This is a genomic window from Aliiroseovarius crassostreae (genome assembly GCF_001307765.1).
Taxonomy (GTDB): domain Bacteria; phylum Pseudomonadota; class Alphaproteobacteria; order Rhodobacterales; family Rhodobacteraceae; genus Aliiroseovarius; species Aliiroseovarius crassostreae.
This window is the reverse complement of sequence record NZ_LKBA01000006.1, coordinates 518,882-531,491: the sequence shown is the minus strand read 5'-3', so window position 1 is coordinate 531,491 and position 12,610 is coordinate 518,882. Positions and strand designations below refer to the sequence as shown.

At 58.4% G+C, this 12,610-nt stretch carries 12 protein-coding genes and 1 pseudogene; 5 read left to right on the top strand and 8 right to left on the bottom strand.

The features are described 5' to 3' along the window. Positions 1-14: 14 nt before the first annotated feature. The 6 genes from AKJ29_RS08955 to AKJ29_RS08930 form a co-directional block, all read right to left on the bottom strand. Positions 15-1,421 (bottom strand): NAD(P)/FAD-dependent oxidoreductase, encoded by a 1,407-nt coding sequence (locus tag AKJ29_RS08955; RefSeq protein ID WP_055190542.1) that lies wholly within the window; start codon positions 1,419-1,421, stop codon positions 15-17. Between the two features lie 86 nt (positions 1,422-1,507). Next, positions 1,508-1,894, bottom strand: coding sequence for a nuclear transport factor 2 family protein (locus AKJ29_RS08950; protein WP_055189994.1), 387 nt, complete (start codon positions 1,892-1,894; stop codon positions 1,508-1,510). Positions 1,895-1,906: 12 nt separating this feature from the next. Beyond that, the gene (locus AKJ29_RS08945) at positions 1,907-2,416 is read right to left on the bottom strand and encodes a universal stress protein (protein WP_055189992.1); all 510 of its coding nucleotides are present in this window, start codon (positions 2,414-2,416) and stop codon (positions 1,907-1,909) included. A 15-nt stretch (positions 2,417-2,431) separates the two neighbouring features. Beyond that, positions 2,432-3,772, bottom strand: a complete 1,341-nt coding sequence (locus AKJ29_RS08940; protein ID WP_055189990.1) for a TRAP transporter large permease — start codon at positions 3,770-3,772, stop codon at positions 2,432-2,434. A 23-nt stretch (positions 3,773-3,795) separates the two neighbouring features. Further along, a complete protein-coding gene (locus tag AKJ29_RS08935) occupies positions 3,796-4,344 on the bottom strand; it encodes a TRAP transporter small permease (protein WP_055189988.1) in 549 nt (182 codons plus the stop codon). Between the two features lie 74 nt (positions 4,345-4,418). Further along, the gene (locus AKJ29_RS08930; RefSeq protein ID WP_055189986.1) at positions 4,419-5,432 is read right to left on the bottom strand and encodes a TRAP transporter substrate-binding protein; all 1,014 of its coding nucleotides are present in this window, start codon (positions 5,430-5,432) and stop codon (positions 4,419-4,421) included. 169 nt (positions 5,433-5,601) lie between these two features. On the opposite strand from AKJ29_RS08930, the gene AKJ29_RS08925 reads away from it, so the two are divergent. The 4 genes from AKJ29_RS08925 (at position 5,602) to AKJ29_RS08910 (ending at position 9,682) form a co-directional block, all read left to right on the top strand. Then, positions 5,602-6,522 (top strand): LysR family transcriptional regulator, encoded by a 921-nt coding sequence (locus AKJ29_RS08925; RefSeq protein WP_055189984.1) that lies wholly within the window; start codon positions 5,602-5,604, stop codon positions 6,520-6,522. A gap of 35 nt (positions 6,523-6,557) precedes the next feature. Next, positions 6,558-7,076 (top strand): VOC family protein, encoded by a 519-nt coding sequence (locus tag AKJ29_RS08920; RefSeq protein WP_217642141.1) that lies wholly within the window; start codon positions 6,558-6,560, stop codon positions 7,074-7,076. A gap of 571 nt (positions 7,077-7,647) precedes the next feature. Continuing rightward, positions 7,648-9,072 carry a sensor histidine kinase gene (locus AKJ29_RS08915; RefSeq protein WP_055189980.1) on the top strand — a complete coding sequence of 475 codons (1,425 nt, stop codon included), beginning with the start codon at positions 7,648-7,650 and terminating at the stop codon, positions 9,070-9,072. Beyond that, on the top strand, positions 9,044-9,682 hold the full coding sequence (locus AKJ29_RS08910) for a response regulator (protein WP_055189978.1): 639 nt from the start codon (positions 9,044-9,046) through the stop codon (positions 9,680-9,682). The genes AKJ29_RS08915 and AKJ29_RS08910 overlap by 29 nt, the downstream gene beginning before the upstream one ends. A gap of 86 nt (positions 9,683-9,768) precedes the next feature. On the opposite strand, the gene AKJ29_RS08905 is transcribed toward AKJ29_RS08910, so the two are convergent. Both AKJ29_RS08905 and AKJ29_RS08900 read right to left on the bottom strand, forming a co-directional pair. Then, positions 9,769-10,389: a TIGR02466 family protein gene (locus AKJ29_RS08905; RefSeq protein ID WP_055189976.1), complete on the bottom strand. Its 621-nt coding sequence runs from the start codon at positions 10,387-10,389 to the stop codon at positions 9,769-9,771. Between the two features lie 106 nt (positions 10,390-10,495). Then, the gene (locus AKJ29_RS08900) at positions 10,496-10,963 is read right to left on the bottom strand and encodes an EF-hand domain-containing protein (protein ID WP_055189974.1); all 468 of its coding nucleotides are present in this window, start codon (positions 10,961-10,963) and stop codon (positions 10,496-10,498) included. Between the two features lie 355 nt (positions 10,964-11,318). On the opposite strand from AKJ29_RS08900, the pseudogene AKJ29_RS08895 reads away from it, so the two are divergent. Further along, positions 11,319-12,531, top strand: a pseudogene (locus AKJ29_RS08895) (IS5 family transposase). Positions 12,532-12,610 lie beyond the last annotated feature (79 nt).

The following is a 12,610-nucleotide window of genomic DNA, read 5'->3' as shown; positions in this document are numbered from 1 at the left end:
TTGTTGCGATGCAATTACAGAACCTCGTCGTTTAGATAGTACCAAACATAGGCAAATCTCTGCCCCAAACGGCGGAACGGGGTTAGCAAGCCGTGGCTGGGAAGGGGGGATGTAAAGATCGGCAGGTCGAACGCCTTGTCCGATTTATCGCCCGCAACCAGCTGTGCCATGCGGCGTCCGGCCTGCGCCGAATACATCACGCCATTTCCGCCATAACCCATTGCGTAGAAAATCTTTTCATCTGGATTCGGCTGGAAGATGCGCGGCATCATGTCGTGACTGACATCGACCCACCCCCACCAGGAGTAATCGAGATTGATGTCCTCGAGCGCGGGGAACTTGCGGGCCAGACCGGCCTTGAGAAGTGTAAGGTGTCTTTCGTTCTCGGCGTCGCGCCCCGTCACAGCACTGCGCGATCCGATCTGCATCCGGTTGTCAGGCAGAAGGCGATAATAGTGGCGCAAGGTGCGGGTGTCCGTCAGTGGCGATTTTGTCTGAATTCCACACTCTTTCAACTCGCTTTCAGTCAGCGGTCGGGTCACCATGGAGTTGGACAGAATCGGCATCAAACGGTGCTTGGTTTTCCTGTTCAGGCCGGGGGGCGTATAGCCCGCTGTAGCCAGCGCAACCGACTTGGCGCGCACGATCCCACCAGGGGTGCGCAGGTGATGCACGTTCCCTTTGGTTTCCCAGCCCATGACCGGGCTACCAGTATGGATCTTCACGCCCAGACGACGGGCCATTTTCGCGTAACCAAAGGCAAGCTTACCCGCGTGAATACAGGTCCCGTCGGGTTCCCACATGGCACCCGCCGCTTCCTGATCTTTCACGTGTTTCTCGTGCAGCTCTTCACGGCTGATCATGCGTGCGCCATAGCCGAAGGTTTCGTTCAGCAGTGCCGCTTCCTTGGCCAGCTTCGGCAACACCTTCTCGCGGTGTGCGATATAATAGTGGCCACCGGTCTGCGGATCACAATCAATGTCATCCTGTGCGATCAAGTCGTCGAACAGCTCGAATGCCTCGGCCACTTCGCGGTGCATGCCTTTGGCGACATCCACGCCCCAACGCTGGATCCACTGCGACCGCTTCAAGCGACCGGATGAGATTTGAGCCTGCCCACCATTGCGGGTGGAGCATCCCCAGGACACCGTGTTGGCTTCGAGCACGACTGCTTGAATGCCGTATTCTTTGGCCAGATGGATCGCGGTGGACAGGCCAGTATAGCCCGAGCCGACAACGGCGACATCCACATCCATATCCGACGAGACAGGCCCGTCATCTGCAGGCGGCTCGCCCGCAGTACCGATCCAATAGGTCGGCGCGTGGTCACGATTGTGGCCGGGACCCGCGTCGATGATCGGGTCGTATTTCGGGTCATAGCTGGACTTGGGCCAGTGACGCGGAAGGGTATGGTCAACCATGAGGGACACTCCCGAAATAGGGGTAAAAGAAAAATCCGGGCCGTTTTCAGGGCCCGGATGGTAGAGGCGATATTCGCGCTCCGGGCTTAGGCTTTGAACATGGGGCGCGTCTTGCGGAGCGCCTGTTTCACGATGATCTCCCCATCGCGCAGGGTGAAAAGATCCGCCCCCTCTGCTTCGATCCGCATGCCGTTTGCGTCTGTTCCGGAAAAAGTCCATTCACTGACGGCGCGGTCGCCATGCACGAAATGTGAATGGTGATCCCAATGGGCATCTTTCATGCCCGCCCAGACGGCGGAGAAGGCGTTGGCGATGGCGTCGGCCCCTTCGATCTTGTTGCCGTATTTCTCGTCGCCAGCCACGGTGTAAAACACGCAGTCATCGGCGAAATGGGTCATTACCGCATCCACATCGTGGCGGTTGAACGCGTCAAAAGTGTCCGCCAGATCTTTGGCAGTCAGGGTCTTGGTCATTGGTGAGGTCTTTCAGTCTTTGAGAGGATCGTGGTCGCCCAGATAGGGGACAATCAGGGTTGGAATTTGGGATCGGCGCAGCACCCGCTTGGCAACCGTGCCAAGGAAAGTGTGCGAGAACCCGTGGTCATGGGCACCAAGGACAATGAGGTCGCAGCTCATTTCCTTGGAGCGCCGCAGGATCACTTCGGCCGGATGCCCATCGGTCACTTCAACCGATGTCACCAGATCGCGGATCTTTGCATCTTCGCCTTCAAAGCTTGCCCAGAACCGGGCCTGCCGTTCCGCCAGCACCTTTTTCATCATGTCATGGCGGCGCTTTTGCGCGGTTTTGCGGGTTTCCTCGTTCAGGACAAACATTTCCATCGCGATACGTGCGTCATCTGACATCGGTTCATTCACGTGCAGAACGTGGATTTCCGCCCGGGTGGCCTGCGCGATGCTGGCGGCATGGCGCATGGCGTAGGGAGAGTTGCGCGACAGGTCGGTGGCAAAGAGGATATTGGTGATCAGCTGTTGCATGATGTTATCCTTTCATCAGTAGCCAAAGAGGCGCGGTAGCCAGAGCGAAAGCTCGGGGAAGAACGCGATGATGAAGATCGCGATCGTGTTCACGGCGGCGAAGGGCAGCGCGCGGATCGAGATCTTTTCGATCGAGATGTTGGATATCCCTGATGCGATGAACAGGTTCTCGCCCAGCGGAGGTGTCTGGAAGCCGATACCCAGCGTACAGACCATCACCACACCAAAGTGGATCGGGTCGATGCCTACCGAATAGGCAACCGGCAGCATCACCGGCACCAGGATCAGGATGGTTGCCAGGGTCTCCATGAACATGCCCACGAAGAGCAGGAAGAAGATGATCAGCGCCCAGATGATATACAGGTTGTCGGTGAAGCTAAGCATGTTGTCCGCGATGATCGCAGGGATCTTGTTTTCCACCAGCAGGCGGCCAAATACCGTTGCGGTGAACAGGATCAGCAGCACGCGACCGGTCAGCCAGGTGGTGCTTTCAAGCGACTGGAACAGCGACGACCATGTCAGCTCTCGATAGATGAACACGCCCACGACGAGGGTATAGAAGATCGCGACGATTGCGGCCTCGGTCGGGGTGAAGAAGCCGGAATAGATGCCGCCAAGGATGACCAGCGGGGCCATCAGCGACCAGAAGCCGCGATACATTTCGCACAGGACGAGGCGCGGTGACCATCCATCGGCTGAGCCTTTGAAACCGCGCTTCTTCGACATGATGTAGTTCATGATCAGAAGGCTTGAGGCGATCAGGAAGGCAGGGACAAACCCGGCGATGAACAGTTTCGAGATCGAGACCGATTGGAAAGTGCCGAATTTCTCGACCGCTTCCGGCGGGGGCGCCATGCCAAGAGCTGCGATGCCAAAGATCACCATTGGGATCGAGGGCGGAATGATGATGCCAAGGCCACCGGATGATGCGGTGATGGCGGATGCGTATCCGCGTCCATAGCCGCGCTCGATCATGGCCGGGATCATCAGCATCCCGACAGCAGCGGTGGTGGCCGGACCCGAGCCCGAGATCGCCCCGAAGAACAGGCAGGCCATGACGGTGGCGGCCGAGATGCCGCCGGTGAATGGCCCGGCAAGGCTTTCAGCCACATTGATCAGACGTTTCGAAATGCCAGCCGCTTCCATCAGCGCACCGGCCAGAATGAAGGCAGGCAGCGCCATCAGCGGGAAGGACCCCACCGAGGTGAACGCGATCTGCACGAATTTGATCGGGTTCTCATCCAGATACAGGAACGAGATCAGCGACGAGACGCCCAGCGCCACGGTGATCGGAGCGCCCAGTAAAAGCAGTCCAAGAAACGACCCGAACAGGAGTGTAACGATTTGAGTTTCCATTGAATTTCCCCTTCGAGCCGCCGTTAACGGCTTTCGTCCACGTCCGTCGCACCGCCCGCGCCCGACTTGATTTCATCAAGGTCGATCTGGTCGGGGTCGGCGATGTCATCACCAAGGACGAGTTTCTTGTAATTCACCTGCAGGATGCGGATCGTCATCAGCGTGAAGGCGACCGGCAAAACCATGTAGATATACTTCATTTCGACGCCCAAGGTCTGGGATTTCCAGAACTTGTTCATGCGGTTGAAGACGAAGTCGTAGGCCAGCCAGATGAAGTAGACGTTGAAGAAGATCCAGAAAAGGTCCGCAAAGGCCTCGACCCACTTGATGTAGCGGGCGGGAAGGAATTTAAACTGGAACGTGACCCGGTTATGCGCGCTTTTGAGGGCGGCATAGCTGGCGCCGAAAAAGACGAACCAGACAAACATGTAGACCGAAAGCTCTTCGATCCAGCTGAATGAATATCCAAAGAATTCGCGCGATACGATCTGCACGAACAGTAGTAAGACAAAGCCCGACAACAGAAAGCGGCAAATGATGCTTTCGATGTTGTCTAGAAATTTCCAGAACATTGCAGTCTCCTCCCGTGGTCGAAGAAGCGCCGTGGCGCTTCCTCGTTATCTTTTTTTAGTGATACTGGGGGTGCTTACTGGACCGGGTCACGGCCGATTTCGGCCAGGGCTGCGTTCAGCTTTTCGATGCCACCAACCGAGTCGTAGAACTTCGGCCAAACGGCTTCGGTCGCCAACTTGATGAACTCGGCTTCGCCATCTGCGGGGTCCGAGATCTCCATGCCGCGCTCTTGCAGCACGTCTTTGATCTTGGCTTCTTCGTCGCGCAGGTACTGTGCTGAGAAAGCGGTCGCGGCTTCGCCAGCGGCCAGAACGGCAGCCTGATCTTCAGCCGACATGTCCTGGAACACGGCTTCCGATACGATCAGCGGCTCGATCGAGAAGAGGTAACGAAGGTTGGTGATGTATTTCTGAACTTCATCAAACTTCATCGCGTAGTTGGTGATGTAGGGGTTGTCCTGACCGTCAACAACTTTGGTCTGCAGACCAGCGAAGGTTTCCGACCACGCCATCGGGGTCGGGTTCACGCCCCAGGACTGGTAGGTGGCGATCATGATTTCGTTCTTCGGCGTCCGGATAACCAGGTCCGACAGGTCGGCCACGGTGGTCACCGGGTGCTTCGAGTTGGTCAGAACGCGGAAGCCCGAATAGGCCCAGCCGATGATGCGAACGCCGGCGTCACGAATGGTGTTTTCGACCAGTTCCTGACCTACCGGGCCTTGGGTCAGCTTTTCAGCGTCTTCCAGGCTCAGGATCATATAGGGCAGCGTCAGGGTGCCAACGGTTGGCGAGAACGGGGTGACGTTGTTGATGGCCAGGATCGAGAAATCCAGCGTGCCGATCGCAGCTTCGTTCACGGTGTCTTGTTCCGAGCCCAGCTGACCGTTCAGGAATAGGGATGCGGTGTGCTTGCCGCCGGTGTTTTCTTCCAGAGCCGCAACAAATGCCTTGCCCAGCGCTTCTTGAGTGCCGCCAGCGCCGTCACCAACTGCGATCTTGAAGTCTTTCGCTTGGGCCGCGCCAGTGGCAAGCAGAGCGGTGACAGATACGGCTGCGGTCAGGGTGCAGACTTTCTTGAAAAATGACATGGATGTCCTCCCGGTTTGTCATCTTGGATGATCGGGCGTTGCGGAGCGCGCTCTCCTCATGCGCTTTACAAATGCTCCGTTCGCCTCGGTGCGAAGAGGGTAGGTTGCCATTAACGTTTCAAAAATATATACTTGTGCGCGCAAAGTTTCACATATTGCGAACATGACTATGGCGCTGAATTCACTTGTTAATAATATAGGCGACGCCGATCTGAGGTTGCTGCGGATCTTCAAATCAGTGGTTGATTGCGGGGGGTTGGCCGCAGCTGAGACCGAACTGAACATCGGCCGATCGACCATTTCGAAGCATCTTTCAGACCTTGAGCACCGTTTGGACCTGCGGTTGTGCAACCGGGGACCCGCGGGATTCGCGCTGACCGAAGATGGCGCGAAGGTTCTTGAGGCCGCCGGCAGCCTATTAAGTAGCGTATCGGATTTCCGCGCCGAGGTGAATGAGATCAAGAAGAGGCTGGTTGGCACCATTCGCATCGCATTTTTTGACCAATGCGCCTCGAACCCCGAGGTGAAGCTGGCGAAGTCAATCGCGGCGTTTAACCAAGCCGCACCGAATGTGGAAATCGACCTGTCGATCGAGCCGCCGACCGCCATCGAAACCAAGGTGATTGGTGGGGGGCTGGATATCGGCATTATCGCGCAGCACAGGTCGTCGCCCAGCCTGAACTATGTGCCGATCTATGGCGAGAACATGTATGTGTATTGCGGCCAGGAACACGAGTTCTTCGAGCGTAATGATGCTGAGCTTTCATTGGCTGACGTGCGCCAGACCAACTATGCGGGTATCAGCGTGAACTCTCCCAACCTGCATGTGGGACAGCAGCTTGGGCTGCGTCGCTCGGCCAAAGTTCAAAGCGAACATGCGCTGTCCATTCTGATCTTGTCGGGGCGTTATGTCGGTTTTCTTCCGGATCACCTTGCCAAGGAGTTCGTGCAGCGCGGCCGAATGAAAGCGGTTCTGCCTGACCAACTGTACTATCGCACAACATTTTGCGCCGTCACGCGGCGCAGGCCAAATCCCAATCGGATCACATCTCTCTTCTTGCAAACACTTGAGCGTTTGCACTCAAATTAGCGTATTGAGTATGTAGAGTATGCGGTTGGCAGTTCGTGATCCTAAAGCGTTTCGAAATCAACTTGTGTCTCAAGCTAATCTCGAAACGCTTTGGTGTTATCGACGATAATTTGGATCACCCTATTGGGGTATTGAAGGAGCAGGGTATGATGGCATCACCAGCAACAAAAGGCATCGATCACATCGGTTTGACGGTCAGGGATCTGGCGGCCAGCAAGGCCTTTTTCGTAGGTGCCCTTGGCTGGGAACAATTCGGTGGCAACCCGGATTACCCCAGTGCCTATATGACCGATGGCAATGCCAAGCTCACGTTGTGGGAATGCAAGACAGATGCATTCAACGAGTTTGACCGGCACGCCAATATCGGACTACATCATCTGGCATTGAAAGTGACAAGTGCGGAAGAGTTATATTCTGTGTTTGAAGCGGTGCAAAACTGGCCAGGTGTAGAGGTGGAATTTGCTCCGGAATTTTCTGGCAAGGGGCCTAAGGAACATTTCATGGTTTACGAACCAGGTGGCACCCGTCTGGAAGTGTCCTTCGACCCGCGCTGAGCCAGTGAATGCGCCATTGTGCTGACATCGTCCATTTAGCTGTTCATCTTTTACATAGCCCGCCCGCCCCGGCATAGGTATTGCCTCATCTATTTGACAGCCTGGTAGCAGATGGGATCAAGCATGGCGATATCAAGCACCAGGGCCGACCCGGCGTATTTCGCCCGGGTCTACCCGCCTGTTGCTGACGACCCTGCTGATGACACGTCTGGAATGCAGGTCAAGAATGACCGCCAGATAGAGCCAGCCTCCCGCGTTCAGGCATAGCTGATGTCCATTGCCCGGCAAGGTATTGTCGAAGAAAATGTCCCGAGAGGGGGCGGCCCATTTCTGATTGGCCGATCCGCGCGGAAGTCCCGGTTCCTGGCATGGGGAGGGATCTTCTCCCCATGGCGTGGTCACGGAAGGGCGCCTTTCGGCCAGATGCCAGCTTGGGCCAGCCCTGCTATGCTGATCCCGGCCAAGGGGCCAACACGGGGCCAGCACGCAAGCGATTCCCGCCCTTTTTCCGTCAATTGATAGGACCAAAGTCGATAGTGTATTGCCCGAAATCCCATAAGATCGCCGTATCATGTTGACCCCGGCCCGAAACATCCTGTCCCGCGCGTCCATCTCGGTGCGGTTCCTGTTTGCCGCCTGTATCGTGATGTCTTTTGCCGCCTATGTGCTGGGGACATGGGTGGTGCGCAAGATTGAAAACGGGGTGGTGCAGAATTACGGCTCGACTGCCGCGCTTTACATTGAAAGCCTGGTGTCCTCGCGGGCGTTGCAGCGCATCTTTCATGAAGAGGACGCGGCAGATCCCCATGGGGCGCTTCACACGGTTTTCACAGCAGGTGCCCTGAGCGAGCGGGTGGTGACCTATAAAATCTGGGACCGCAGTGCCATGATTTTGGAAAGCAATAACAAAGCCCTGGAAGGGAGCCGTTTTGCGCCGTCCGAAGCGCTTTTGACCGCCCTGAACGGGGACGTGGCCGCAAGTTTCAGCCCGCTGGAGGTGCATGCAGAGACCGAACAGGCCATTGTCGGCCTGCCGCTGCTTGAGGTCTATGTGCCAATTCGTGACCCGGCCAGTGGTGAGGTGGTGCTGGTGGTCGAGTTCTATGAGCGGGCGGAGAGGCTCGTGGAGGATCTGCAGAAAGCCCGGCGCGACACATGGTATGTGGTGGCCGCGATTTTCTGTGCCAGCGGGCTTGCGCTTTACGGCATTGTGCTGTCGGCCAGTCGCCTGATCGAACGGCAGCGTGCCGATCTTGCCGCGCAGCTGGAGGCGACAAGCGAGCTGCTTCGGCTCAATACCGAGCTCAGAGAGCGCATGGCGCTGGCGGCGCGGCGGTCCTCCTCTCAGGCCGATCGCATCATGCAGCGGATTGGTCTTGATCTGCATGACGGAGTGGCGCAGCACCTGTCGCTGCTGGCGCTCAGGCTGGAGGGGGCCGGGCTGGCTGACACGGCGGATGGCGAAACGGTGCGCCGCTCGCTGTCAAATGCCATGGCGGAGTTGCGGGCGATTTCGCGCGGGCTTGCGCTGCCGGATATCGAAAAGCTGACCCTGAGCGAGATTGCCGCGCGGGCTGTGCAGGATCACAACAACGCCTTTGCAGCCGAAGTCCGGTTGGTGGATGAGGTGAAAGAGGAGCTACGCCCGGAGGAAGCCACCAAGCTTTGCCTCTACCGTGTCATTCAGGAACTGCTGGCCAATGCGGAAAAACACGCCAGGGCGCAGAATATCACCGTGCGCCTGTCGCAAGGTTCGGCCGGGATCGTGGTTGAGGTGGCTGATGATGGGATCGGGTTTGACGTGGATCAGGCAACCCGGCTGCGCGAAGATGGTGGGCAGGGGTTGATCGGGCTTGAAGACCGGCTGGCCCCGCTTGGCGGCACGCTCACGGTTCAATCGCGGATCGGTGCGGGAACCCGCGCCTGGTTCCATTTGCCGCTTGAAGGAAAAGAGGTAGGGAAGACAGATGACACTGCGCATTCTGGTCGCGGATGACCACCCGATTTTTCGCGACGGGCTGGTCACCAGCCTTGAGGAAACCGGCGAGTTTCAGGTGGTGGCGCTTGCCTCGACTGCGGATGAGGCGGTTGAACTGGCACGACAGCACCAGCCGGATCTTGCCCTTGTAGACCTGTCCATGCCGGGGGGCGGGATGCAGGCCATTGCCCGCATTTCTGCTGATAACCTGTCCGGCAGGATTGTCATGCTGACCGTGTCGGAAGAGGGGGAGCATGTCACCGAGGCGCTTCAGCTGGGGGCAAATGGCTATGTGCTCAAGGGGGTGTCCGCCCGCGAGCTGCGGCAGATCCTCAAACAGGTCGCAGAGGGAGAGACCCATGTCTCGCCTGCATTGGCGCAAAAGGTGCTGTCGCTGATGTCACAGGGGCAGGGCAGGCCGGAGCCCTCCCCGCTGCGCGATCTGAGCGCGCGGGAAGAGGAAATCCTGCGGCTGGTGGCCCGCGGTCAGAGCAACCGCGAGGTGGCAGAGGCGCTTGGGCTTCAGGAAAAGACGGTCAAACATTACATGACGGCCATCATGGAAAAACTTCATGCCCGCAACCGGGTCGAAGCCGCGATCATTGCCCATGAGGCCTGGCGCAGCTGACCGGGAAACCGCCTGTCCCTCTGCCCCCCGCGCAGATCCCCGCGACAGGGCAGGCTGGACGGGACAGGCTGGTCAGTGGGGGCTGGTCAACTTTTCTCGCGGGCCGAGAAGGTGGCGTTGAAGGCGATGCTGACCCGATCTTCGGCTGAGCTGTTGGGAAACACCCAATGCATCAGGTAGGAGGGGAACAGGATCATCTCACCTGGCTTCGGTTTCAGGCTTTTTTTCACCTTGAAAGCCTTGGCGTTCAGGATGCGCCAGTTCGGCAGGTCGCTGCGGGGATCCAGAAATTCGATCCGGCCACTATCCGGGTCGTCCGCCTTTGGCTGGGCCACGTAGTAGACGCCGCTCCAATGGGCGCCCGGATGGGTGTGCGGGGCGTTGAACGCGCCGGTGGGGTTGCGGTTCATCCAGGCAAATAGCTTCAGGTCAAGCTGGTCGGGATCCGTGCCGCCAATGCGGCGGGTGGCCTGTTTGACGGCCGTTTCACACAAGACAGACAGCAGCGAGATACAGGGGGCCTCTTCGTCAAACAGGTTGCCTTTTGAATGCCAGCCCCCCCGGTTCGACTTGGCCGACCCTTTGTTTTGCCGCTCCAGTGCCTGTCCGAACGCCAGAAGCTCTGCGTTGAGGGCCTCATGCCCGTCGACCTGAAATGAAAAGAAGGGGCTGGAGAACAGCTTTTCGTATTTCTGTGCTTCGATCATTCGGGGGGTTCCGCGGTGTAAGAACAGGAGGGCGGGTGCGCAGCTTTGTTTTTGATCGCGCGCACCCGGTTTGGAAGGGTCAGACTGTGCTGGCCGCGACGATCAATCAATCGTCGCTTTCGTCGCTGCCACCTTCGCCATCATCGCGGTCGTCACGATCATCGCGATCCGAGCTTTCATCATCCCGATCCCGTTCGTCATCATCCCGTTCATCGTCATCACGATCATCGTCACGCTCGTCATCGTCGCGTTCATCATGTTCGTCATCTTCATGATCATCGCGCTCGTCATCGTTCTCGTCATCATCATTTTCGTCGTCGTTTTCGTCGTCATCATGCTCGTCATCCTGCGAGACCTGAATTTCAGAGGGGGTGATCAGCCCGTCCCCGTTCAGATCGCTGCGCTTCATGATCGCACTGGCCCCTCGGGCGCTGAACGCGGCTTCCAGCTCTTCCAAAGACAGGGTGCCGTCCTTGTTCTGGTCGATCTCGCTGAAATTACGCGATTTTGCCCATCCGGGTGCGGCGACCATGGCGCAAAGGGAGGTTGTCAGCAGCAGGTGTTTGAGTTTCATCTTGGATCTCCTTGGTCCAGTGCCGGTTTGGCAGTTCAGTGCCGGTTTGGCGTCTGCCCCCATCCTGACATTGCGGGACAGGGGTGGGAACGCACCTATGTCCGGCACTTTTTCAGACCAAGGTCGGGCCCAGGTCAGCCCAGGTCAGTCCAGATTGCCCCGGACCTGCCAGGGCGGGCCATGGTGGGCCGATGAGGGGGCCATGCCCCCGTCACCGCTCAGGCCCTGCCATGACTTAGGCCCGGACAACACTTAGGCCCGGACAACACTTAGCAGGCTGCTGAAATAGTCCTGCCTCGACAGCGGTTTGAGAACATGATTCACCATCCGGGATGGTTACGGCGGGGGGGGTATGATGCGCGGAACGGACGAGACGAGCGGGTCGCTGTTCAGCTATGTCGATCTTGAGGAGCGCATCCCGCCGCGACACCCGCTGCGCAAGATCCGGCAGGTGGTGAATGACGCGCTTGCCAGCCTCGATGGCGAATTCGAAGTGCTTTACACGGATTTCGGCCGCCCCTCGATCCCGCCGGAACGGCTGATCCGGGCGAGCTTGCTCCAGATCCTGTTCTCGATCCGCTCCGAACGGCAGTTGATGGAACAGATGGATTACAACCTGATGTTTCGCTGGTTTGTGGGCCTCGGGATCGACGATCCGGTATGGGTCCCCACGGTATTCACCAAGAACCGCGACCGGCTTCTGACCACGGAAATGTCGCGCAAGGTAATGGCGGCGATCCTGGCGCACCGCGAGGTCGCGCCGCTGCTGTCGGACGAACATTTCTCGGTCGATGGAACGCTCATCAAGGCTTGGGCATCGATGAAAAGTTTCCAGCCCAAGGCTGAAGCCGCTCCGCCTGACGATGAAGGACCCGATGATCCGCCCGCGCCTGTTGGCCCCCTTGAGACCGCGCCTTCCGAGACCCCAGCCGAGACAGACCCGATGCCCCGCAACAAACGCCACCACCGCAATGCCGAGGTCGACTTCAAGGGCGAGAAGCGCTCGAACGCGACGCATGCCTCGACCACCGATCCGGATGCGCGCCTTTACAAGAAATCCCCCGGCACGGGTGCCATGCTGTGCTTCATGGGGCATACTCTGATGGAGAACCGCAACGGGCTGGTCGTGCAGGGTGATCTGACCCAGGCCCCTCTCGGCAGATTGCTGCGCAATCGCCTGCCGGGCAATGGACGGTCATGCCGAGCGCAAGGCGGCACTGGACATGATCCATCGACATTCCCCCGGATCGACGCGGCAGCTGACGCTGGGTGCCGACAAGGGATATGACGCGGCCGGGTTCGTGTCCGACCTGCGCCAAGCCTGCGTCACGCCCCATGTCGCCCAGAAAACGAGATTTTCAGCAATCGATGGCCGAACCACCCGGCACGAGGGCTACGCTCTATCCCAGCAGCACCGAAAGAAGATCGAAGAGCCGTTCGGATGGGCCAAAACCGTCGGCGACATGGCGCAGACCATGTATCGGGGCGTCGAACGCATCCGATCCCGCTTCATCCTGACCATGGCCGCCAACAACCTTGCCCGGCTGCCGAGGTTGCTGGCGGTATGAAGGGAAAGATGGCCCCAGAAGCGAGCCGTGGGCGCGCCGACAGACATGACACTTCAGTCGAACCGGACCTGACGACGGG